19 protein-coding genes are annotated in these 21,998 nt (G+C 66.8%); 14 read left to right on the plus strand and 5 right to left on the minus strand.

Annotated features, from left to right (window positions below; genetic code table 11):
• The first annotated feature begins 72 nt into the window (after window positions 1-72).
• Genes V6W80_RS04290 through V6W80_RS04310 form a run of 5 tightly spaced genes read left to right on the plus strand, consistent with a single transcriptional unit; the run spans window position 73 to window position 5,885 of the window.
• Window positions 73-1,815, plus strand: coding sequence for a carbamoyltransferase family protein (locus tag V6W80_RS04290; protein WP_017640110.1), 1,743 nt, complete (start codon window positions 73-75; stop codon window positions 1,813-1,815).
• The gene (locus V6W80_RS04295; protein WP_064307362.1) at window positions 1,812-2,945 is read left to right on the plus strand and encodes a glycosyltransferase; all 1,134 of its coding nucleotides are present in this window, start codon (window positions 1,812-1,814) and stop codon (window positions 2,943-2,945) included. Before V6W80_RS04290 ends, V6W80_RS04295 begins: the two co-directional genes overlap by 4 nt.
• Window positions 2,942-3,901: a glycosyltransferase gene (locus tag V6W80_RS04300; RefSeq protein WP_338545936.1), complete on the plus strand. Its 960-nt coding sequence runs from the start codon at window positions 2,942-2,944 to the stop codon at window positions 3,899-3,901. Before V6W80_RS04295 ends, V6W80_RS04300 begins: the two co-directional genes overlap by 4 nt.
• Before the next feature lie 50 nt (window positions 3,902-3,951).
• On the plus strand, window positions 3,952-4,713 hold the full coding sequence (locus V6W80_RS04305) for a glycosyltransferase family 2 protein (protein WP_338545937.1): 762 nt from the start codon (window positions 3,952-3,954) through the stop codon (window positions 4,711-4,713).
• Between the two features lie 5 nt (window positions 4,714-4,718).
• A complete protein-coding gene (locus V6W80_RS04310) occupies window positions 4,719-5,885 on the plus strand; it encodes an O-antigen ligase family protein (protein ID WP_338545938.1) in 1,167 nt (388 codons plus the stop codon).
• On the opposite strand, the gene V6W80_RS04315 is transcribed toward V6W80_RS04310, so the two are convergent.
• Entirely contained in the window at window positions 5,882-6,523 is a 642-nt protein-coding gene (locus tag V6W80_RS04315; RefSeq protein WP_338545939.1) for a lipopolysaccharide kinase InaA family protein, read from the minus strand. The genes V6W80_RS04310 and V6W80_RS04315 overlap by 4 nt on opposite strands.
• A 117-nt stretch (window positions 6,524-6,640) precedes the next feature.
• Between V6W80_RS04315 and V6W80_RS04320 the strand changes: the two genes are divergently transcribed.
• On the plus strand, window positions 6,641-7,690 hold the full coding sequence (locus V6W80_RS04320) for a hypothetical protein (RefSeq protein ID WP_338545940.1): 1,050 nt from the start codon (window positions 6,641-6,643) through the stop codon (window positions 7,688-7,690).
• Window positions 7,691-7,712: 22 nt separating this feature from the next.
• On the plus strand, window positions 7,713-8,552 hold the full coding sequence (locus tag V6W80_RS04325; protein ID WP_338545941.1) for a hypothetical protein: 840 nt from the start codon (window positions 7,713-7,715) through the stop codon (window positions 8,550-8,552).
• Here the strand turns inward: V6W80_RS04325 and V6W80_RS04330 are convergent.
• The gene (locus V6W80_RS04330; RefSeq protein ID WP_184292280.1) at window positions 8,527-9,123 is read right to left on the minus strand and encodes a serine acetyltransferase; all 597 of its coding nucleotides are present in this window, start codon (window positions 9,121-9,123) and stop codon (window positions 8,527-8,529) included. The genes V6W80_RS04325 and V6W80_RS04330 overlap by 26 nt on opposite strands.
• A 104-nt stretch (window positions 9,124-9,227) precedes the next feature.
• Between V6W80_RS04330 and msbA the strand changes: the two genes are divergently transcribed.
• The 5 genes from msbA (at window position 9,228) to V6W80_RS04355 (ending at window position 16,392) form a co-directional block, all read left to right on the plus strand.
• On the plus strand, window positions 9,228-11,042 hold the full coding sequence (msbA, locus tag V6W80_RS04335; protein WP_338545942.1) for a lipid A export permease/ATP-binding protein MsbA: 1,815 nt from the start codon (window positions 9,228-9,230) through the stop codon (window positions 11,040-11,042).
• On the plus strand, window positions 11,032-11,928 hold the full coding sequence (locus tag V6W80_RS04340; RefSeq protein WP_064307355.1) for a GNAT family N-acetyltransferase: 897 nt from the start codon (window positions 11,032-11,034) through the stop codon (window positions 11,926-11,928). Before msbA ends, V6W80_RS04340 begins: the two co-directional genes overlap by 11 nt.
• A 1-nt stretch (window position 11,929) precedes the next feature.
• The gene (locus V6W80_RS04345) at window positions 11,930-13,345 is read left to right on the plus strand and encodes a PIG-L deacetylase family protein (RefSeq protein WP_338545943.1); all 1,416 of its coding nucleotides are present in this window, start codon (window positions 11,930-11,932) and stop codon (window positions 13,343-13,345) included.
• A 90-nt stretch (window positions 13,346-13,435) separates the two neighbouring features.
• Complete coding sequence (hldE, locus tag V6W80_RS04350; RefSeq protein ID WP_231357070.1) at window positions 13,436-14,863, plus strand: bifunctional D-glycero-beta-D-manno-heptose-7-phosphate kinase/D-glycero-beta-D-manno-heptose 1-phosphate adenylyltransferase HldE; 1,428 nt, start codon at window positions 13,436-13,438, stop codon at window positions 14,861-14,863.
• A 71-nt stretch (window positions 14,864-14,934) separates the two neighbouring features.
• The gene (locus V6W80_RS04355) at window positions 14,935-16,392 is read left to right on the plus strand and encodes a helicase HerA-like domain-containing protein (protein ID WP_338547343.1); all 1,458 of its coding nucleotides are present in this window, start codon (window positions 14,935-14,937) and stop codon (window positions 16,390-16,392) included.
• A 58-nt stretch (window positions 16,393-16,450) separates the two neighbouring features.
• On the opposite strand, the gene V6W80_RS04360 is transcribed toward V6W80_RS04355, so the two are convergent.
• From V6W80_RS04360 to V6W80_RS04370, 3 genes are all read right to left on the minus strand, one after another.
• Window positions 16,451-17,224, minus strand: coding sequence for an OmpA family protein (locus tag V6W80_RS04360; RefSeq protein ID WP_017640124.1), 774 nt, complete (start codon window positions 17,222-17,224; stop codon window positions 16,451-16,453).
• A gap of 45 nt (window positions 17,225-17,269) precedes the next feature.
• Entirely contained in the window at window positions 17,270-17,701 is a 432-nt protein-coding gene (locus V6W80_RS04365) for a DUF4398 domain-containing protein (RefSeq protein WP_007161972.1), read from the minus strand.
• A gap of 267 nt (window positions 17,702-17,968) precedes the next feature.
• The gene (locus V6W80_RS04370) at window positions 17,969-18,304 is read right to left on the minus strand and encodes a hypothetical protein (protein WP_017640126.1); all 336 of its coding nucleotides are present in this window, start codon (window positions 18,302-18,304) and stop codon (window positions 17,969-17,971) included.
• Between the two features lie 164 nt (window positions 18,305-18,468).
• Here V6W80_RS04370 and ppc point away from each other — a divergent pair, with 164 nt between their 5' ends.
• Both ppc and adk read left to right on the plus strand, forming a co-directional pair.
• Window positions 18,469-21,105: a phosphoenolpyruvate carboxylase gene (gene ppc / locus V6W80_RS04375; protein ID WP_064307351.1), complete on the plus strand. Its 2,637-nt coding sequence runs from the start codon at window positions 18,469-18,471 to the stop codon at window positions 21,103-21,105.
• 190 nt (window positions 21,106-21,295) lie between these two features.
• Complete coding sequence (gene adk / locus V6W80_RS04380; protein ID WP_017640128.1) at window positions 21,296-21,943, plus strand: adenylate kinase; 648 nt, start codon at window positions 21,296-21,298, stop codon at window positions 21,941-21,943.
• The last annotated feature ends 55 nt before the right edge of the window (window positions 21,944-21,998 follow it).

The following is a 21,998-nucleotide window of genomic DNA, read 5'->3' on the forward strand; positions in this document are numbered from 1 at the left end:
GGCGGGCCTGCAGCGGCCTCGCGAAACCCCGGCGAACTCCTCTTGGCTTCGCCCTGTACAGAGGCTTTACCTGTGTCCCTGACCGTCCTTGGCCTGTCCGGCGCCCTCAGCCACGATCCCTCCGCCGCGCTCTATATCGACGGCAAGCTGATCGCCGCGGTGGAAGAAGAACGCTTCGTACGCGACAAGCATGCCAAGAATCGCATGCCCTACGAGTCGGCCAAGTTCTGCCTGGAGCAGGCCGGGATCACCCCCGCCGATGTCGACGTGGTGGCCATCCCCTATGCGCCCATCAGTCTCTTCGGCGAAGCCCGCTGGCACTACGCCAAGCGCTACGCCTACGCCCCGGATCGCGCCCTGGACGCCATCCTGTTCGGCAATCGCCGCTACCACCGCTACCAGAAGCGCATCGAGTGGTGCCTGGTACAGCTCGGCTTCGACCTGAAGAAGGTCAAGCTCGAAGCCGTCGAGCACCACCTGGCCCACGCCTCCAGTGCCTATCACTGCTCGGGTTTCAGCGAGAAGACCGCGATCCTCGGCATCGATGGCAAGGGCGAGTACGCCACCACCTTCTTCGGCTACGGCGAGAACGGCAAGATCCACAAGATCAAGGAGTTCTACGACCCGGACTCCCTGGGTGGCCTCTATGGCGCCCTCACCGAATTCCTCGGCTTCGAGATGCTCGACGGCGAATTCAAGGTCATGGGCATGGCGCCCTATGGCGATGCCAGCAAGTACGATTTCTCGCGCCTGGCGAAATTCGAGAACGGCGAGCTGATCATCAACACCGACTACGCCAACGTCATCGGCTTCCGCCGCTACAAGGAAAAGGGCAAGGGCTACTACTTCTCGCCCAAGCTCATCGAGTGGCTGGGACCCAAACGGGAAGGCGACATCGCCGACGATCCCTACATCCACTACGCCGCCAGCATGCAGGCACTGTTCGAACGCCTGGCGCTGGAGATGATGGACTACTACCTGGGCGACATCATCCGCCAGACCGGCAAGCTCGCCTTTGCCGGCGGCTGCGCGCTCAACGTCAAGCTCAACCAGAAGATCATCGCTCGACCCGAGGTCAAGGAACTGTTCGTCCAGCCCGCCTCGGGCGATGCCGGCACCGCCGTCGGCGCTGCCGCCTATGTCTCCCACGCCCGTGGCGTGCCGGTGGAGAAGATGGAGCACGTCTATCTCGGCCCCGGCTACAGCAACGAAGACGTCATCGCCGCCTGCGCCCGCCATCCCAACGCACCCAAGTGGGAGCGGATCGACAACATGCCCCAGCGCATCGCCGAGATCATGGTGGCCGGCAATCCGGTGGCCTGGTTCCAGGGTCGCCTGGAATTCGGTCCGCGCGCCCTGGGCGGTCGCTCCATCATCGGCTGCCCCAGCGTGCCGGGCGTGGCCGACCGCATCAACGCCCAGATCAAGTTCCGCGAGCGCTGGCGGCCGTTCTGCCCGTCCATGCTCGATACCGTGGCGCCGCAGATGCTCAAGGTCGATCATCCTTCGCCCTTCATGACCTTTACCTTCGAGGTCAACGAGGAGTGGAAGAACCGGGTGCCCGAGGTGGTCCACGAGGACGGTACCTCCCGCGCCCAGGTGCTGGAGCGTCGGCACAATCCGCGCTGGTACGACCTCATGGTCGAGCTGGAAAAGCTCACCGGCAACGGCGTCTCCCTCAACACCTCGCTCAACCGCCGCGGCGAACCCATGGTCTGCTCGCCCACCGATGCCCTGAACATGTTCTTCGGCTCGGATCTGCAGTACCTGATCATGGAAGACATCCTGGTGGTCAAGGAGGGGGCAGGCCTATGACGCGTTCCGCCGAACCGCGGGTGCTGCAGTTCTGTCACGGCTACGACGGTCCCTTCCTCGACTGCGCCCGCCAGACCGCCAGCCTCTTCGCGGGCAGCGGCTATCGCGTCACCACGGTCTTTCTCACCGGCACCGCCGATGCCGAGGTAGCGGCCGGCTGCGGCAGCGACGAGGTGCTGTTCCTGGAGTATTCCTCGCGCGACGTGCGCGGCCTCAAGCTCGGCGCCATCCAGGCGCTGCGCGAGATCGTCCGCTCGCGGGGCATCCGCTTCGTCATCGCCCATAGATTCAAGCCGATCTGGATCGCCTGCCTGGCCACCAATCTGCCGGTGATCGGCGTGCACCACGCCTTCGGCGACTACGACCGAGTCGGTCGGCGGCTGTTCGCCAAGCTGATGAGCAAGCGCCTGACGCTCCTGGCGGTCTCCGATGCGGTGCGCGACGAGATCCGCCAGCGCCTCAAGGACTGGCCGGCCGAGCGTATCGAGACCCTCTACAACCGCCTGGATGTGGAGGCGGTGGAGCGCGAGCTGCTGCCGGCCGATCAGGCCCGCGCCGAGCTCAAGCTGCCCCAGGAGGCCTGGATCGTCGGCAACGTCGGTCGCCTGCATCCGGACAAGGACCAGGCCACTCTGCTGCGCGGTTTCGCCGCCGCCTTGCCGAATCTACCGGCCAATGCCCTGCTGGCGATTCTCGGCAAGGGCCGCCTGGAAGACGACCTCAAGGACCTGGCCCGCGAGCTGGCCATCGCCGACCGGGTACTGTTCCTCGGCCAGGTGGAAGGCGCCCGACGCTACTTCAAGGCCTTCGACGTCTTTGCCCTGAGTTCCGATCACGAGCCCTTCGGCATGGTCCTGCTGGAAGCCATGGCCGCCGGCGTGCCGCTGATCGCCACCTCCTGCGGCGGCGCCCGGGAGATCGTCGAAGGCGTCGGCTTCCTCTTTCCCCTGGGCGATGCCGAAGCCCTCGGTCAGGGGCTGCAGCACCTGGGTCGGCTGGCGCCGAGCCAGCGACGTGCCTGTGTGCAGCACATGCGCGAGCGCCTGGCCGAACGCTTCTCCGACGCGGCCGTGCGCCGTGACTTCTGGCGCCTGCCGATGGTCGCCGCCTTCAAGGCCCCGGCGCCGTGAAAGTCCTGTTCCTGGTCCAGAAGGAGCAACGCATCCTGCTGGACCACTTCTATGCCAGCATCGCCGCCCACTGCGACTGCGACCTGCGCTGGCTGAGCGACGAGGAACAGGCCGATCTGCGCGCCTATTTCCGCCGCGCCGTGCCCCAGCCCGAGCAATACGACCGCATCCTGCTGTTCCTGAGATTCAAGAAGCAGCTCAAGCAGATCTCGTTCATCCGCAGCCTGCCCAATCTGGTGGAGCTGGAACACGACGCCTACCAGAATTTCATCCCCTGCAAGTACACCGGCAAGTTCAGTCGCTACTACCAGGCCATGCCCCACGTCCGGGTGCTGGTCTCCGGCGCCGGCGTGGCGCGGCGGCTGCAGGAGGAGGGGGTGGACGCCCACTTCGTGCCCAAGGGCTATGACGACAGCCGCCTGCGCGACCTGGGTGTCGAGCGCGACATCGAACTTGGCTTCGTCGGCAGCCTCGGCAGCGTGGCCTACAGCGGGCGCAAGCAGCTGCTGGAAGACCTGGCCAAGGTCGAGCCGCTGCTGATCACCAAGACCCGCTCGGGCGACGAATACCTGCAGACCCTCAACCGCATCCGCTTCTTCGTCGGCGCCGATGTCGGCATGGGCGAATACATGATCAAGAACTTCGAGGCCATGGCCTGCGGCTGCGTGCTCTTCACCTTCGATCAGGGTGAAGAAGAGAACCGGGCGCTGGGTTTCGAGGATGGCGTCAACGTGGCGCTCTATCGCTCGCTGGACGAATTGCGCGAGAAACTCGCCCGGCTGCGCGGGGACCCGGTGCACGCTGCGGCCATCGCCAGGGCTGGAGAGGCCCTGGCGCGTCACTCTTTCGCTTTCGGCCACTTGGGTGAGCGCATCGTTTCGGCTATAACCCCTGCGCTGCGACCGGCAGTGGCTCCCGGGTTCCTGCACCGCCTGCTGGGCAGGCTGGGACGCTGATGCGCCGCGCTAGGTCCGGCTTTCGACTCCACTGGCAGAAAGGGTAGAACGTGCAGTTTTCCGCCGACAGCGACATCTCTGTGGTCGTCACCAGCTGCGGGCGCTTCGACCTGCTCCGGCAGACGCTGGCGACCTTCGACGAATTCAACACCGCGCCCATCCGCCGGGTCTTCATCACCGAGGACTCCGGCGACGAAGCGGTACGGGACTGCATCCCCGTCCATTGGCGCGAACACACCGAGTTCATCGTCAACAATCCCAAGCTTGGCCAGATGCGCAGTGTCGATGCCGCCTATGGTCGGGTCGAGACCAATTGGATCTTCCACTGCGAAGACGACTGGGCCTTCTATCGCCCCGGCTTCATCGAGGATTCCCAGGCGTTGCTGGAGGCCGATCCCCAGGCGCTGCAGGTCTGGCTGCGCAGCCATGCCCATGACCTGGCGATCCACAGCCCCTATGTCTATCTCAAGCCGCGGCAGGTGCATGCCGGCATCGCCTTCCATGAAGTCGGCTCGCACAAGCCCGAATGGCAGGGTTTTTCCTTCAATCCCGGTCTGCGCCGGCGTGCCGACTATCTGTTACACGCCCCCTATGGCGAGTTGAGCGGCGAGAAGGAGCTGTCCCGACGCTATGCCGACGCCCAGCGCCATGCGCTGATCCTGGAAAACGATGCCGTGCTGCACACCGGCTTCGGCCAGCACGTGATCAGCGACAAGGACCGCAACGACAAGCAGAAGCGTCGGCGGATGGAACGCATCAAACTGGCACTGGCCTTCCTGGTCGGTGCACTCCTGGGAGCCCTGTTGTGGTGACACCCTTGCTCGATCGCCTGCAGCAGAGCCGCTATTTCACCCTGGCGGTGTTGGTGTTCATGGCCGCCTACCTGTGCATCCCCACGGCCAAGCTGATCAACAGCTACTACTATGCGGCGATCGCCCTGCCGGCGCTGATCCTCTTCGTCCTGCGGCCGCGCTTGATCGACTGGCGCTCGCCGCTGCTGCTGCTCTGGCTGGTGTTTCTCGCCTGGTTCATCGTGCCGGGAGTGCGGGCCGAAGAGGGACAGTTCTTCAAGCATATTCTCTATGTGCTGCTGTTCGTGCTGACCGTGGCCTGCCTGGTGGATGGCGATTTCTTCCGCCGCCCCGGCTTCGTGCGCCTGGCGTTCTGGGTCGTCTGCGCCTATGCCGTGGGTTCCAGCCTGGTGTTCTGGCTCACCGGCCACTATGCGGTCGGCCAGCGGGTCATCCATTTGCCGGGACGCATCTCCAATCCCATCTACGTGAGCATCTGGATGGTCTGCCTGGGCGGCCTGGCCGCGCCCACCTGGATCCGCGAGCGGCGCTGGATCGAGTTGCTGGCGGCGGTGGTGGTCAGCATCGTCGGCATCTCCTTCGCCCTGCAGACCCGTACCGGCCTGGTGGGCATCGGCTTCCTGGCCGCCCTCGGCGTGCTCTTCGCCTTTCCGCGCTTTCCGCTGCGCACCCTGGCGCTGGTCGTCCTGGTCAGTGCCCTGATCGCCGGAGTGGTCCAGGTGGTGCATACCGAAGCCTGGTTCGTCGCCTTCTGGGGCCGGGCGGATTCCGGACGCATCGAGCTGTTCCACTTCATGATCAAGGACTGGGAGTCCTGCGGCTGGTGGCTGGGCTGCGGCCTGGGCTATCAGAGCCATGACCTGCTGCACGGCACCGAGGCCATCCAGCACCCGCACAACATCTTCGTGTCCTTCGGCATCTATACCGGCCTGGTGTCGCTGCTGATCTTCGGCGTGCTGATGCTGGCCAGCCTGGGCGCGGCTCTGCGCCAGCGCGATCCCTGGGGTCTCTATCTGGCCGTGGCGCTGCTGATGCTCAATTTCGACGGCGCCAAGCTGATCGGCAATCCGGACGAGTTGTGGCCGCTGGTGCTGTTGCCCGCGGCGATGATCGCCGGGGCCGAGGTGCAGCGCCGGCGTAAGCTGGCACTGGGACAGGCGGTGCCGGTCTAGTCGTGTAGCTGCCGGTCGAGTTCGCGCCAGTCCAGGGGTTGGCGGCAGGCTTCGGCATAGGCCCTGAGGAAGGGTTCGCGACCGGGCTCGAACAGCCAGTCGCGGTCCTCGCTGTAGCGCAGCAGGTGATGGAAGTTGCGCACCCGCAGGCGCAGCGGCAGGCGCCGCGCATGGCAGCGCAGATCGGCGATGTCGATCAGACCCAGCTCGCCGTCGGGCGTCAGCACCACGTTGCCCAGATGCAGCGAGCGGAAGTAGACGCCGCTGTCATGCAATTCAGCGATGAAGCGACCCAGGGCAGGGCGCAGCGCCGTGGCCTGGGGCGAGTTGCGCAGTTGCCGCAGGGTGTCGCCCGGCAGCGGGCTGTAGTGCACCAGGTCGCGCTGCAGCGAGGCGGCGCGATAGACCTCCAGCACCCGCGGACAGGGAATGCCGCGTTCGGCCAGCTGGCGGGCGTTGTCGGCGAAGCGCTGGGCATAGGGAAACAGAGCGGCCGAGGTCAGCAGCCGTTTGCGGCGGAACAGCTTGAGGTAGCTGCCATCGGTGAGGCGCAGGACCTTGTCGCCGTGGTGGTCGGCTTCCACTACCTGGGCGGCGTCGCGCAGTTCGAGATAGCGCGAATGTTCGAGAGGCTTCATGCAGGACCCGTCAACGTCAGGGCGAGCATGTTACCCGAAGGTGGCAGGCTGTGAAGTGACCCTTACGCCCTATCCTGCCGCTTGTTGTTAGAATCGACTTTTTGCCGGCACTCTTACATGCGCCCAACACGTCAACTCCTGTACTTCGTCTATGGCGGTGCTCAGGCCTATCGGCAGGAGCTGAAGTTCAGCCTGCTGAGCGTGCTGCATTGGCGGCAGCAGCAGGACATCGCCATCCGTATCCTGACCGACCGGCCACAGGACTATCGCGGCTGGCCGGTGGAAGTGCTGGCCATCGAGGGGACGACACTCAAGGCCTGGCAGGGGCAGCACGGCTATCTGCACCGCAGCAAGGCCTGCGCCATCGCCTGGGCACTGCCGCGGGCCGGCAAGACCCTGTTTCTGGACAGCGACACCGTGGTCCAGGCGCCCCTGGCTCCCCTGTTCGACGGAATCAATGACCAGCGCGGAGTTATGGATGTCGAGGAGTGGCCGTGGCGCAAGGCCCGCAGCCGCCCGGAGTTCGCCCGTTTCGCCGCTGCCCTGGCCGCGCGCGGACAAGAGCCAGCGGAGGACACCCGACTCTACAACAGCGGGGTCTGCGGTCTGGCCCGGACGCATCTGCCGCGAGTCGAGCGGGCCATTGCCCTGATCGATGACTGGCATGGCCATGACGAGGAGGTCCATACCCTGGAGCAGATCGCCCTGTCTTTCAGCCTGGCGGATCTGGCCATCAGCGAGGCCCGGGGATCCATTCGCCACTACTATGCGGAAAAGCGCTTTCTGCACTTCATGCTGGCGCACTTCTTCGAACGCTATGGCGAAGACTATTCCCCAACGCTGCAGAGCAGCTGGCAAGAGGTGCCCTTGACCAAGCCGCTGCCCGATGTCTGGACGCGGCTGCGGGTGAAGTGGCAATTGGCCGGACTGGACAAACAGCGCGCGAGCCTGGGACGCAAGCTGCTCTATGGCTGCCTGGCGACCCAGGACAGCTACGCCCGCGCCTGTCGCCACGTCTGGTGGGAGCGGGCCCTGAGCGAACGTCTGGGCGGCGGCGACCGCCAGGCCTTCGCCGAAGGCATCTGGCCCAACGACCTGCCGCGTCCGCACCTGGCCGACGAAGCCAGCGCGGCCCTCGACTACCTGCGCAAGCGAGTGCGCGGCTAGGCCGCCCTCTTCAGGAAACCCCATGCGAACGCTCTTTCTCGTCGTCCTCTATGGCTTGCGCCCCGGGGAGTCGGCCACCATCGACAGTCTGCTGGCCCAGCCCCCGGCCAGCCTGCCGGCCGACAGTGCCCTGCTGGTCTGGAACAACGGTCCTCGGCCTCTGGAAGACGCCGAGCGGCAGCGCCTGCTGGCCGCGCCGGGCTGGGCGGAGGTGCTCATCCGGGAGGACGTCGGCAATCCACCCCTGAGTCGGGTCTACAATCTGGCGTTGCGGCAGGGCGCGGAGCGCCTGGTGATCTTCGACCAGGACACCGTGGTGGACGGGCGCTATCTGCAGGCGCTCGGCCAGGAGGCCGAGTTGCTGGTCCCCCTGGTGCTGGGGGCCGGCGCCATCCGCTATCCCCACCAGTACAAGGCGGTGGTGACCACCGAAGGACCTCTGGATCCCCAGGCCACCGTGACCATCAGTTCGGGCCTGTGCCTGACGCAGGGCCTGGCCGCGCGTATCGCGGCCCGCCACGGCGATGTCTTCGACGAGCGCTTCGCCCTCTATGGCGTCGATGTCTCCTTTTTCCTGCGCGTCCAGGCGCTGGCCCGGGAAGAGTCAGTCGAGCTGCTCTGCGCGGGCATCCTCGACCATTCGCTGTCCGAACTGGAAGCGGAAACCCCGGCCCAGCGGCGCTTTCGCGACATCGAGAAATTCTATGTCGCCCTGCTGCTGCGTCTGCACTACAAGGGCGCTTCCCGCGGCAAGGTGCTGCGCTACCTGGGGCGGCAGCTGCTAGGCAATCGTCTCTATCTGTATGGCGTGCTGCCGCGGATGCTGCGGACCATCCTCAGCGGGCGGCATCCCCGGGCGTAGCGCCCGGCAGCGGCCGGATCACCGCCTCGTGGCGGCTGTAGTAGAGGCTGTCGGCGGGGATGTCGCGCATCACCAGGGCGCCGGCCCCGACCACCACGTTGTCGCCGATGGTCAGGTGGTCGCCGACGATGCAGACGTGGGCGCCGAGGCTGACGTTGTCGCCGATGAAGATGCCGACGAGTTGCGCCGGATCGTCGCTCTTGATGCCGATGGTGGTGTGCTGACGGATCATCACGTTGCGCCCGATCACCGCCAGATTCGACACGCAGATGCCCATGCGATGAGGCAGGCGCAGCCCGGGCCCGATACGGGCGCCCAGCAGGATCTCGATGTTGTGCCGGCGGATCAGCCGGCGATTGATCCGCTCGGCCAGCTTGCGATAGTTGAGCAGGCCACGCGGGCGGCAGTAGAGGAATTGCGCCAGGCGATACCAGAACAGAAAGCTCGGACTCTCTCCCGCGGTGACGCGCCGGAGCAGACGCTTGAGTCGCAAGGGCTTGCCGGGTGCGTCCAGCACCTCCAGGCGCCAGTAATCCTTGAGTTCGGCGAAGGTGGCGATCAGCGGCGGCATGCTAGGTGTTCCGTGGCGGGGGAGGGCCAGCCTAGCGGAAAATCCCCTGGCTGGGTCAGCGGCGGGTGCGTGTTAACATGGCGCTTTTGCGTCACGACGAGACCATGAGCCAAGACTCCCCTGCGCAGACCTCCAGCCTGAAGATCTATTTCCGCCTGCTCGGCTACGTGCGGCCCTACATCGGCATGTTCGCCCTGAGTATCGTCGGCTTCCTGATCTTCGCTTCCACCCAGCCGATGCTGGCGGGCATCCTCAAGTACTTCGTCGATGGCCTGAACAATCCCAACGCCTCCATGTTCCCGGGCTGGCCCATCGTCGGTGGTCTGCACCTGGTGCAGGCGGTGCCGCTGATGATCATCCTCATCGCCGCCTGGCAGGGCGTCGGTTCCTTTCTCGGCAACTACTTCCTGGCGCGGGTCTCCCTCGGCCTGGTGCACGACCTGCGCGTGGCGCTGTTCAACCACATGCTGCGCCTGCCCAATCGCTATTTCGACGCCAACAATTCGGGCCACCTGATCTCGCGTATCACCTTCAACGTCACCATGGTGACCGGCGCCGCCACCGAGGCGATCAAGGTGGTGATCCGCGAGGGCATGACCGTGATCTTCCTGTTCGCCTCGCTGCTGTGGATGAACTGGAAGCTGACCCTGGTGATGGTGGCCATCCTGCCGCTGATCGCCCTGATGGTGACCAGCGCCAGTCGCAAGTTCCGCAAGCAGAGCAGCAAGATCCAGTCGGCCATGGGCGACGTCACCCACATCACCTCCGAGGCCATCCAGGGCTATCGGGTGGTGCGCAGCTTTGGCGGCGAAACCTACGAGCAGCAGCGCTTCCTCGATTCCAGCACCGCCAACACCGACAAGCAGCTGACCATGACCAAGACCGGCGCGGTCTATACGCCCATGCTGCAGCTGGTCATCTATTCGGCCATGGCGGTGCTGATGTTCCTGGTGCTCTGGCTGCGTGGCGAGGCCTCCGCCGGCGACCTGGTGGCCTACATCACCATGGCCGGCCTCTTGCCCAAGCCGATCCGCCAGCTCTCCGAAGTCAGTTCCACCATTCAGCGCGGCGTGGCCGGTGCGGAAAGCATCTTCGAGCAGCTCGACGAGCCCGCCGAGCGCGACGAAGGCCGCGAGGAGCGCGAGCGCGTCCAGGGTCGGCTGGAGGTGCGCAATCTGACCTTCCGCTATCCGGGTACCGAGAAGGCCGTGCTGGAAGGCATCGACTTCGTCGCCGAGCCCGGCCAGATGGTGGCCCTGGTGGGTCGCTCGGGCAGTGGCAAGTCGACCCTGGCCAATCTCATTCCGCGCTTCTACCAGCACGAAGAGGGCGAGATCCTCCTCGACGGCCTGGAGATCCAGGACTATCGCCTGAACAACCTGCGCCGGCACATCGCCCTGGTGACCCAGCACGTCACCCTGTTCAACGACAGCGTCACCAACAACATCGCCTATGGCGATCTGGCCGGGGCGCCCATGGAGCAGGTCAAGGCGGCGGCCGAAGCGGCCTATGCCGACGAATTCATCCAGCGCCTGCCGCAGCAGTACGACACCCAGGTCGGCGAGAACGGCGTGCTGCTCTCCGGCGGTCAACGCCAGCGCCTGGCCATCGCCCGGGCGCTGCTGAAGAACGCGCCGCTGCTGATCCTCGACGAAGCCACTTCGGCGCTGGACACCGAATCCGAGCGCCATATCCAGGCGGCACTGGACCGGGTCATGCAGGGGCGCACCACCCTGGTGATTGCCCATCGCCTCTCCACCATCGAGAAGGCCGACCTGATCCTGGTGATGGACCATGGCCGTATCGTCGAGCGTGGCAGCCATGGCGAGCTGCTGGCGCTGAACGGCTACTATGCGCGCCTGCACGCCAAGCAATTCGAGGAAGTCGCTCCCGTGGCGCCCACGTCCCATGCTGAATAGCTTCCGTTTCTGGCGCGAACGCGGCTGGACGACGATCTCCGCGGCCGACTATGCCGCCACCTGGCAGCGCCATGGCGGCAGCGTCGCGACTCACCCCGAGATCGTCGCGCGTCTGGCCGAACTGGCCGGCATCCCGGTGCGCTACCTGGGCTGGCCCGGCGCGGACGGTCTGCAGGCCGCGGTACCCTGTTGGGGGCGTGAACTGGCGCTCTCGCGCAGCGTGCTGAAGAAGCGCCGCCAGCGCGCCTTGTTCGATCTGGGCAATGCCGAGATCATCCTGCCCGCTGCGCCGGGTAGCGCGGCGCCCCTGCGCCAGCGCGCCCGCTATCTATCGCCCCTGTGCGACGAGCGTTTCGCCGGTCTGCGTCGGCAGAGCGAAGAACTGGCCATGCTCCGCGAGCCGGAAGCCTGGTCGAAGAAATTCCGCTACAACCAGCGTCGCGAGCAGCGGCTCTTCGAAGACGCCGGCGGTCGTGCTGTACCCATGGCCGAGCTGGACAGCACCGAGCAGGCACGGATCTATGCCGAGCTGTTCGAGGCGCGCTGGGGCTTCGAGGTCCCGGGCAAGGAGCGCCTGGCCGAGGTGTTCGCCCTGCTGCGGGAGTTCATGACCGGGTCGCTGCTCATGCTCGGCGAGCGCCCGGTGGCCATCCAGGTGCTCTATCGGGTGGAAGCGCCCGAATGGATCAGCGTCGAATACGTCAACGGCGGTGTCGATCCTGCTTCCAGCGACCTGAGTCCCGGCAGCGTCCTCACCTATTTGAATACCCAGGCCGCCTGGCAGGATGCCCGCGCCCTGGGCAAGGCCTTGCGCTATTCCTTCGGCCGCGCCGATCGCGACTACAAGGACCGCTGGTGCCATCGCGTCACCGTCTTCGAGAGCTGAGATGACCGCCCGCAAACAAGCCCTGCTCAAACGTCACCGCCGGCACAAGCGGTTGGCCCTGGCGGTCATCGCCGTCGTGTTGCTCGGCTGCCTGGCGCTGGGGCCCTGGTGGAGCGCGCCGCTGCTGGCGCTGCTGGTCTGGCTCGGCCACGAGGCCTGGTTCGCCGACCATCTCTTCTATTCGCCGCGTGACAACTACAGCTACCAGTTTCCCGCCGATACCCTGGTGCTGGGCCTGCATCTGGAGCATGGTCGACTGGCCGCGGTGGAATTGCCGCCAGGCGAGCTGACGCTGTTCCTGGAATGCCGCCTGCGCGCCGGCTGGCTGGGTCGCCTGCTGGATCCCCAGGTGCGCCTGCGGGCAGGAGACGACGGCGATCGCCAGGACTTCGAGCGCGGCGTCGCCGGGCGGCGCTATGTCAATCTCAGCGGCTATGCCGAGGCCCTGCGCCGTGGCGAGCTGCACCTCTGGACGCGCTTCTGTCGGCTGCAGGGCGAGTTGCGCCTGCACGTCTTCGCCCAGCATGATCTCCGCAGCAAGAGCGTCATGGTCATCGCGCCCCACGCCGACGACGCCGAGCTGGCCGCCTTCGGTCTCTACAGCCAGGCACGGGAAGCCAGCATCGTCACCCTGACCCAGGGCGAGATCGAGGCCGGGCACTACCAGCGCCTGGGCCTCGATCGCCAGGCCGCGGCCCGGCTCAAGGGCCGACTGCGTACCTGGGACAGTCTGGTCACGCCGCTGTGGGGTGGGGTACCGCCGGAGCGCTGCGTGCAGCTGGGTTACTACTGCCTGCAATTGCCGGCCATGCGCCAGACGCCGGAAGATACCTTCGGCTCCCGCGAGTCCGGCGACAGCGATGTGCGCAGCGCCCGGCGCCATAATCCCCTGCAACTGCCCGGCGATGTCGACGGCGCCCCCACCTGGCGCAATCTGGTGGCCGATCTGGTGGCCCTGCTGGAGCACTTCCGTCCCGAGGTGGTGGTGCTGCCGCATCCGCAGATCGATCCCCATGCCGATCACGTGGCCAGTACCCAGGCCCTGCGCGAAGCCCTGACGTTGAGCCAGTGGCAGCCCGAACTCGAACTGCTCTACGCCAACCACCTGCACGACAACGACCGCTGGCCCATGGGCCCGGCCGAAGGCGGCATCGCCCTGCCGCCGGCCATCGAGACGCCGGCGCCCCTGGTGCCCTGGAGTCCGCTGCTGACGCCGGAGCAGCGCCTGGATAAGGCCATGGCCCTGGGTATGCAGCACGACCTGCTGGTGCCGCTGCTGGCGAAGAAACGCCTGCGTCGGGCCATCCAGTGGCTGCTGGCCGGACGCCGCTGGCCGCGCACCGGCGAAGACGAGTTCTTCCGCAAGGCCGTGCGCCGTCACGAGCTGTTCTGGATAAGCCGCCGCGACGAGCCCTGACCCCGGCGTCTCCCGCCGGCAGGCGCTTTCGGGGCGCCTTGGCCCCTATGCTATGATCGCCGCCATTTTCGCGCTTTGGAGCCTGTCCCTATGAAGCTGACCATGCCTCGCTTCGATCTCGCGCCGGTCCTGGTGGTCGGCGACGTGATGCTCGACCGCTACTGGCACGGCACCACCTCGCGGATTTCCCCCGAGGCGCCGGTGCCCGTGGTGCGCGTCGACCAGCACGAGGATCGTCCCGGTGGCGCGGCCAACGTCGCCCTCAACATCGCCGCCCTGGGCGCACCGGCCTATCTGGTCGGCGTCACCGGCCAGGACGAAGCCGCCGATGCCCTCACCGACAGCCTGAGAGCCGCCCATGTACAGGTGCGTTTCCAGCGCATCGCCCAGCAGCCGACCATCGTCAAGCTGCGCATCATGAGTCGCCATCAGCAGCTGATCCGCGTCGACTTCGAAGAGCCCTTCGACACCGATGCCCAGGCGCTGGCCTCGGATACCGCCGCCATGCTGGCCGGGGTCAAGGTGCTGGTGCTGTCCGACTACGGCAAGGGCGCGCTGAAGAACCACCAGGCCCTCATCCAGTTGGCCAAGGCGCGCAACATCCCGGTGCTGGCCGATCCCAAGGGCAAGGACTTTTCCATCTATCGCGGCGCCAGCCTGATCACGCCGAATCTGTCCGAATTCGAAGCCATCGTCGGCGTTTGCGCCGACGATGCCGAACTGGTGGCCAAGGGCAGCGAACTGATGGCGCGCCTGGACCTGGGCGCCCTGCTGGTGACCCGCGGCGAGCACGGCATGACCCTGCTGCGTCCCGGCCAGGCGGCCCTGCACCTGCCGGCTAGGGCTCGCGAGGTGTTCGATGTCACTGGCGCGGGCGACACCGTGATCTCCACCCTGGCCGCCGCCCTGGCCGCCGGCGAGGATCTGCCCCAGGCCGTGGGCCTGGCCAATCTGGCCGCCGGCATCGTGGTCGGCAAGCTGGGCACCGCCGCCATCAGCGCCCCCGAGCTGCGGCGCGCGGTGCAGCGCTCGGAAGGCTCGGAGCGCGGCGTCCTGACCCTGGAACAGCTGCAACTGGCCATCGAGGACGCCCGCGCCCACGGCGAGAAGATCGTCTTCACCAACGGCTGCTTCGACATCCTCCACGCTGGCCATGTGACCTATCTGGAGCAGGCGCGGGCCCAGGGCGATCGGCTGATCGTGGCGGTCAACGACGATGCCTCGGTGACGCGTCTCAAGGGTCCGGGGCGACCGATCAACAGCGTCGACCGGCGCATGGCGGTGCTGGCCGGACTCGGCGCGGTGGACTGGGTCATTCCCTTCAGCGAGAACACCCCGGAGCGCCTGCTGGAACAGGTGCGCCCGGATGTGCTGGTCAAGGGCGGCGACTACAAGAGCGTGGAAGAGGTGGTCGGCGCCCAGATCGTGCAGGGCTACGGCGGCGAGGTGCGCATCCTCGGCCTGGTGGAGAACAGTTCCACCACCGCCATCGTCGAGCGCATCCGCAACCGCACCTGACCATTGCCGGCACTCGGGTTAAGCTGGGCGCAGAACCGTTACGGAGCTGCGCCATGTCCTCGACGCCTTAGCTGATCCTTGGTACCCGGCCCGATGGCCAACCCCTTGGCCACCCCCTCAAGCTGGCCAACCGCCACGGCCTGATCGCCGGCGCCACGGGCACCGGCAAGACCGTGACCCTGCAGCGCCTCGCCGAGGCCTTCAGCGACGCCGGTGTCGCCGTTTTCGCCGCCGACATCAAGGGCGATCTCTGCGGCCTCGGCGCGGCCGGCGCGCCTCAGGGCAAGCTGGCCGAGCGCATCGCCGCCCAGGGTCTGCCGCACCAGCCCCGGGCCTATCCGGTCACCCTCTGGGACGTCGACGGCAAGCGCGGTCATCCGCTGCGTACCACCCTGGGCGAGATGGGCCTGCTGCTGCTGGGCAATCTGCTGGAGCTGACCGACAGCCAGCAGGCCGCCTTGCACGCCGCCTTCAAGGTGGCCGATCGCGAAGGCCTGCTGCTGCTCGATCTCAAGGACCTCAAGGCCGTCCTCAATCACCTGCGCGAACAGCCCGAGGCCCTGGGCGAAGACCGCGCGCTGTTCGCCGGCGCCTCGGCCCAGGCGCTGCTGCGCCGGCTGGCGACCCTGGAACAGCAGGGCGCCGAGGCCTTCTTCGGCGAGCCGGCGCTGCAACTGGAAGACGTGCTGCGCCTGGAGGCCGACGGCCGCGGACGCATCCATCTGCTCGACGCCAGTCGCCTGGTGCACGAGGCGCCCAAGGTCTATGCCACCTTTCTGATCTGGCTGCTGGCCGAGTTGTTCGAGCAACTGCCCGAGCGCGGCGATGCCGATAAGCCGGTGCTGGCGCTGTTCTTCGACGAGGCCCATCTGCTGTTCGGCGACACCCCCAAGGCCCTGCGCGATCGCCTGGAGCAGGTGGTGCGACTGATCCGCTCCAAGGGCGTTGGCGTCTATTTCGTCACCCAGTCGCCCAGCGACCTGCCGGATGCCGTCCTCGCCCAGCTAGGCTTGCGCGTCCAGCATGGCCTGCGCGCCTTCACGGCGCGGGAGCAGAAGGCCTTGCGCGCGGTGGCCGACGGCTTCCGACCCAATCCGGCATTCGACAGCCTGGAGGTGCTGACCGAACTGGGCATCGGCGAGGCCCTGGTAGGCAGCCTGGAAGACCGGGGCACGCCGGCGATGGTCCAGCGCGTGGCCATCGCGCCGCCGCAGTCCCGGGTCGGTCCCTTGAGCGAAGCCGAGCGTCAGACGCTGATCCGTCAGTCGCCCCAGGCGGGTCGCTATGAGCGGGCGGTCGATCGCGAGTCGGCCTACGAGATCCTGCGGGAGCGTCAGGCCGATCGGGTATCGGCGGAGGCGCCGGCAGCGGCAAAGACCAAGGCCGGGCAGGGCGGTGCCCTCAGCGATCTGGTGGGGGAGCTCGCGGGGAGCGCGCTCAGGAGCGCGGCGCGCCAGGCGGCCAATCAGCTCGGGCGGCAGTTGGTGCGTGGGCTGCTCGGCTCTTTGCTGGGCGGCAAGCGCCGCTAGCCGATTAGCAGGCAAAAAAAGACCCCGCCTGGCGGGGTCTTTTGCTTTCACGCCGCCATTACATGCGCGGGGCGACGGGGTTGGCGTCGTTGGAGATGGTCACTTCCACGCGACGGTTCAGGGCGCGATCGGAGGCATTGCTGTTGCTGGCCACCGGGAAGGCCTTGCCATAGCCGCGGGTCTGGATGCGGCTCGGCTCGACACCGGCACTGACCAGGGCAGTCTGGATGGCCTGGGCACGACGCTCGGACAGCTGCTGGTTGTAGGAGTCGCTGCCGACGCTGTCGGTGTAACCCTCGACGATCACCTTGCGCTCGGGATTCTGCTTCAGGTAGTCGGCCAGCTTCTGGGCATTGGCATAGCCTTGGGGCTTGAGCTCGGCCTTGTTGAAGTCGAACAGCACGTTGCCAAAGGTCACCACGGTGCCACGCTCGGTCTGCTTGGCCTGCAGGGCGTCCTGCAGTTGCTTGAGCTGGGCGGTACGGGCGTCCAGGCGGGCCTGGGTGCGCTCGGCGTCGACGTTCTGCATCTGGGCTTCGGTCATGCGCAGCTTGATGGTCTGCATGGCCGTCTGGATGCGCTGGTTGGTCAGGTAGGCCAGCTGGTCGACGGTCTTCTCGTTTTCACCGTCCTTGTAGGCCTTTTCGGCCTTCTGCAGCCAGGCACCGGCATCCTTGGTCTCCAGGGCGGCCAGCTGGGCAGCCTGGGGTTGAGACTCCAGTGCGGAATAGTCGGACTTGGCCTGTTCCAGGTTGGGGTTGGGCGGCGTGGAGCAGGCGGCCAGGGCCAGGCTGAGCAGCGACACGGCAGGGATCAGAATGTGTTTACGCATGATGGTCGTCCTTTGAGTTCGTGAAGGGAGGAAAGGGGCGGTCGCTTACTGCTGGACCTTCTTCTGCAGGTTCTGCTGGAGCTGCAGGTTGATCTGACCTTCCTCACGGATCTGCTGGATGCTGTTCTGGGCATCCTTGAGCGCGGCGTCGGCCTTGGCGGCCTGGGTCTTGCGGGTGGCCAGACGGGCATCCCACTCGGCCTGCTCGGCCAGTTGCTTGGCTTCGTCGTACTTCTCGTTGGAGAGCGCGGTCTGGGCCTGGGTCCACTTGTCCTGGGCCGACTTGGTCTCGATGGGCGCGAACTGGTTGCCACCGGAGCTCACGGCCTCGTTGACGGCGGACTGGGTCACGGCCATCTGCGCGGTCGGCGGATTGCCGGCACAACCGGCCAGCAACAGCGAGCTGCCCAGGGCAAGGGCTGCCAGTTTCAGGGTGCAGGCTTTGGAAAGGGACTTTTGGGCAGTGGCACTCTTCATGGATTCAAGCTCCGTTGTTGATCCGAAAAGCGCGCCGCCGGCACGGGCAGGGCGGGCGCCTGGTCATGGAAAGCCGCATGTGGAAACAAGCCCGGCGCGACCCCGAGAGGTCCGTGGCGGGTGCTGACAACCAGCCCTCGTCCAGCGCTGCGGTCTGACTCTGTGACCGCTCATCCGACAAAAATGTTCACTGGCTATCGAATTTTGCCGTGGCGTGGAGGTGCTTGGCAGAGCGGTAGCGGCGTAGGTAAAGCTGCAGGTCGGCGGTTAATCCGCCGTGTCGGACTGCAGTCGATGCAGGTGCTTGCGCGCCAGTTCCAGAAAGCGCGGCGTCGTGCCGGCATCGGCGTAGAGGGGGTCGCCGAGTTCATCGGTGGCCACCACTTCCTCGCCCTGCACATAGGGAAAGCTGGCTTCCAGCTCTTCGAAGGCGGCCGCCAGCAACTCGCTGAGCAAAGCTTCGGGCGTGCGCTGGGGATAGAGTTCGCAGAGGGCCTCGAGACGGGCCGCAGTCTCGACTTCCAAGTCGAGGCGGTAGCTGCGGGTGGTGCCAGAGGTAGTGGCCTGCTGCTCCCATTGGTGAGCGAGTTCGCGAATCTTCATGGGTATCTCCCGTGGCTTAGGCAAAGGTCGGATATTCAGGTCGGACGCGGCTGGGCACCCTGCAACGACCGGGGCTTGCAACCGCGTCACCAGGGTGCTGTCCTCTGCGCTAGACCGCAGCGGTTGCCGTGAGGTCCGAACCGGTACTTTCGAGGAGCAACGAGATGGTGGAAATCGATATTCGCCTGCGCGAGCAGGTGCGGTTGCTGGGTGAGCTCCTGGGGCAGACCATTGCCGACCAGCATGGCGCGGCCTTTCTCGACAAGATCGAGCGGATCCGCAAGGGCGCCAAGGCCGCCCGTGGCGGCTCCGCGGAGGGTGCCCGCCAGCTGGGCGACACCCTGGATACCCTGGCCGAAGACGAACTGCTACCGGTGGCGCGAGCCTTCAGCCATTTCCTCAACCTGGCCAATATCGCCGAGGAATATCACCGGGTCAGACGGCGCACCGAAGACGAGCCGCCACCCTTCGAGCAGCAGGTGCTGCCGGAGTTGCTGGAGCGCCTGGCCGCGGCCGGTCACTCCGGCCAGGAGCTGGCCGAGCGGGTCGCGGCGCTGGACATCGATCTGGTGCTGACCGCCCACCCCACCGAGGTTTCGCGGCGCACCCTGATCCAGAAATACGACGAGATCAGCGCGCAATTGGCGGCCCTCGATCATCGCGACCTGACTTCCGCCGAGGTGGCTGCCATCGAGGCCCGGCTGCGCCGGCTGATCGCCGAGGCCTGGCATACCGAGGAGATCCGCCGCCAGCGCCCGACGCCGGTGGACGAAGCCAAGTGGGGCTTCGCGGTGATCGAGAATTCGCTCTGGCAGGCGATCCCCAGCCTGCTGCGCAAGCTGGACGACTGCCTGCAGGAGCGTACCGGCCAGCGCTTGCCGCTGACGGCGGCGCCGGTACGCTTCTCGTCCTGGATGGGCGGCGACCGCGACGGCAACCCCAATGTCACCGCCGCCATCAGCCGCGAGGTGCTGCTGCTGGCCCGCTGGATGGCCGCCGATCTCTACCTGCGCGACGTCGACCGGCTGGCCGCGGAGCTGTCCATGCAGGCGGCGAGTCCGGCCCTGCGCGAGCAGGCCGGCGATCATCCCGAACCCTATCGCAAGGTGCTCAAGGTGCTGCGCGAGCGGCTGCAGATCACCCGCAGCTGGGCGGCCCATGCCATCACCGATCCCCACGCCGGCGCCCGGCATATTCTCAGCGACAACGCCGAGCTGATCGCCCCGCTGCAGCTGTGTTACGACTCCCTGCAGCACTGCGGTCTGGGCGTCATCGCCGACGGCTCCCTGCTCGACACCCTGCGCCGGGCCCGTACCTTCGGCCTCTATCTGGTCCGTCTGGACATCCGCCAGGACGCCGCCCGCCATGCCGCGGCCCTGGCCGACATCTGCCGCTACCTGGACCTGGGCGACTATGCCGCCTGGAGCGAGGCGCAGCGTCTGGAATTCCTCCGCGGCGAACTCGGCAGCCGGCGTCCCTTGCTGCCGCTGGACGCCGAGCTGGAGGCCGACACCCAGGAGGTGCTCGCCACCTGCCGCGTCATCGCCGCCTCGCCGGCCGATGCCCTGGGCTCCTATGTCATCTCCATGGCCGGTGCCGCATCCGACGTCCTCGCCGTGCAGCTGCTGCTGCGCGAATGCGGGGTGCGCCAGCCGATGCGCGTGGTGCCGCTGTTCGAGACCCTCGACGACCTGGATCAGGCTGGTAGCGCCATCGCCAGTCTGCTCGATCTGCCCGACTACCGGGCGCGTCTGGCCGGTCCCCAGGAGGTCATGATCGGCTATTCCGATTCGGCCAAGGATGCCGGCACCCTGACGGCGGCCTGGGCCCAGTACCGCGCCCAGGAAGCCCTGGTGGACATCTGCGCCAGCCGTGGCGTGGAGTTGCTGCTGTTCCATGGCCGCGGTGGCACCGTGGGGCGTGGCGGCGGTCCGGCCCATGCGGCCATCCTCTCGCAACCGCCGGGCTCGGTGGCCGGGCGCTTCCGTACCACCGAACAGGGCGAGATGATCCGCTTCAAGTTCGGCCAGCCGGCCATCGCCGAGCAGAATCTGGCGCTGTACCTGGGCGCCGTGCTGGAGGCCACCCTGCTGCCGCCGCCGGCGCCGGAACCGGCCTGGCGCGAGCAGATGGATCGCCTGGCCCGCGACAGCCTGCAGGCCTATCGCGGCGTGGTGCGCGAGGATCCGCATTTCGTCAGCTATTTCCGCCAGGCCACTCCGGAGCAGGAGCTGGGCCGGCTGCCCTTGGGCAGTCGCCCGGCCAAGCGCCGCGAAGGCGGCGTGGAAAGCCTCAGGGCCATCCCCTGGATCTTCGCCTGGACTCAGACCCGGCTGATGCTGCCCGCCTGGCTCGGCTGGGAGAAGGCGCTGGACGAGGCCGAACGCCGTGGCGAATCGCCGTTGCTGCGCGAGATGCGCGAAGGCTGGCCGTTCTTCCAGACCCGCATCGACATGCTGGAGATGGTGCTGGCCAAGGCCGAAGCCGAACTGGCGCGGCTCTATGACCAGCGCCTGGTGGAGGCCGACCTGCAGGTGCTGGGCAGCCAGCTGCGCGAGCGGCTGCGCCAGGCCGGCGTGGCGGTATTGCGGCTGACCGGGCAGGGGGAATTGCTCGAACACCATCCGGAAACCCTGGTGTTCATCGCCGTGCGCAACACCTATCTCGATCCGCTGCACCTCTTGCAGATCGAGTTGCTGGCCCGGGCGCGGGCGGCGGGCGAAAGCCAGCCGGCGGCGCTCGATCAGGCCCTGCTGGTGAGCGTGGCCGGGATCGCCGCAGGACTGCGCAATACCGGTTGAGCAGGCTGTCGCTTTTGCCGGTGCCCGGGGTCGTCTGGACGGGCCCGGCACCTGCGACGCTTGGTAACTTGTGCGGCCAGGGGGCGCTGTGTATGGTTGGTCCCTTTGGCCGTCTCGTGTCGTCGACAACAATCATCGCGACAGCGCCCTGCGTGGGCTGCCAGTCCGAGACCATTCTAAGGAGCAACAGATGCGCGTAATCCTGCTGGGAGCGCCCGGTGCCGGCAAAGGTACTCAGGCCCGGTTCATCACTGAGAAATTCGGCATTCCGCAGGTTTCCACCGGCGATATGCTGCGGGCCGCGGTCAAGGCTGGCACGCCCCTGGGCCTGCAGGTCAAGGACATTATGGACAATGGCGGTCTGGTCTCCGACGAGATCATCATCGCCCTGATCAGCGAACGCATCCTCGACGCCGATTGCGCCAAGGGTTTCCTGTTCGACGGCTTCCCGCGCACCATTCCCCAGGCCGAAGCCCTCGAAGCCGCCGGCGTCAAGATCGACCACGTGCTGGAAATCGCCGTCGATGACGAAGAAATCGTCCAGCGCCTGTCCGGTCGCCGCGTGCATCCGGGTTCGGGTCGCGTCTATCACATCGAGCACAATCCGCCGAAGGTCGCCGACACCGACGACCTGACCGGCGAGCCGCTGGTACAGCGCGAAGACGACCGCGAAGCCACCATTCGCAAGCGTCTGGACCTCTATCATTCCCAGACCAAGCCGCTGGTGGACTTCTACCAGAAGCTGGGCGCCGCCCAGGGCACGCCGAAGTGCAGCCGCATCGAGGGCGTGGGTTCGGTGGACGCCATCACCGCCAAGGTGCTGCAGGCCCTGAGCTAAAAGCCGGTAACGGCCGCCTGTGCCTGCAGGCGGTCCGGTCGCGGCGCCGTCCTGG

This window comes from Pseudomonas benzopyrenica (assembly GCF_036884265.1).
Taxonomy (GTDB): domain Bacteria; phylum Pseudomonadota; class Gammaproteobacteria; order Pseudomonadales; family Pseudomonadaceae; genus Chryseomonas; species Chryseomonas benzopyrenica.

What these genes read in the sequence shown, in the direction of transcription:
- V6W80_RS04295 (WP_064307362.1), top strand. Translation starts at nt 1,812, where the DNA reads ATGACGCGTTCCGCCGAACCGCGGGTGCTGCAGTTCTGTCACGGCTAC.
- V6W80_RS04315 (WP_338545939.1), bottom strand. Translation starts at nt 6,523, where the DNA reads ATGAAGCCTCTCGAACATTCGCGCTATCTCGAACTGCGCGACGCCGCC.
- V6W80_RS04320 (WP_338545940.1), top strand. Translation starts at nt 6,641, where the DNA reads ATGCGCCCAACACGTCAACTCCTGTACTTCGTCTATGGCGGTGCTCAG.
- V6W80_RS04325 (WP_338545941.1), top strand. Translation starts at nt 7,713, where the DNA reads ATGCGAACGCTCTTTCTCGTCGTCCTCTATGGCTTGCGCCCCGGGGAG.
- V6W80_RS04330 (WP_184292280.1), bottom strand. Translation starts at nt 9,123, where the DNA reads ATGCCGCCGCTGATCGCCACCTTCGCCGAACTCAAGGATTACTGGCGC.
- msbA (WP_338545942.1), top strand. Translation starts at nt 9,228, where the DNA reads ATGAGCCAAGACTCCCCTGCGCAGACCTCCAGCCTGAAGATCTATTTC.
- V6W80_RS04340 (WP_064307355.1), top strand. Translation starts at nt 11,032, where the DNA reads ATGCTGAATAGCTTCCGTTTCTGGCGCGAACGCGGCTGGACGACGATC.
- V6W80_RS04345 (WP_338545943.1), top strand. Translation starts at nt 11,930, where the DNA reads ATGACCGCCCGCAAACAAGCCCTGCTCAAACGTCACCGCCGGCACAAG.
- hldE (WP_231357070.1), top strand. Translation starts at nt 13,436, where the DNA reads ATGAAGCTGACCATGCCTCGCTTCGATCTCGCGCCGGTCCTGGTGGTC.
- V6W80_RS04360 (WP_017640124.1), bottom strand. Translation starts at nt 17,224, where the DNA reads ATGCGTAAACACATTCTGATCCCTGCCGTGTCGCTGCTCAGCCTGGCC.
- V6W80_RS04365 (WP_007161972.1), bottom strand. Translation starts at nt 17,701, where the DNA reads ATGAAGAGTGCCACTGCCCAAAAGTCCCTTTCCAAAGCCTGCACCCTG.
- V6W80_RS04370 (WP_017640126.1), bottom strand. Translation starts at nt 18,304, where the DNA reads ATGAAGATTCGCGAACTCGCTCACCAATGGGAGCAGCAGGCCACTACC.
- ppc (WP_064307351.1), top strand. Translation starts at nt 18,469, where the DNA reads ATGGTGGAAATCGATATTCGCCTGCGCGAGCAGGTGCGGTTGCTGGGT.
- adk (WP_017640128.1), top strand. Translation starts at nt 21,296, where the DNA reads ATGCGCGTAATCCTGCTGGGAGCGCCCGGTGCCGGCAAAGGTACTCAG.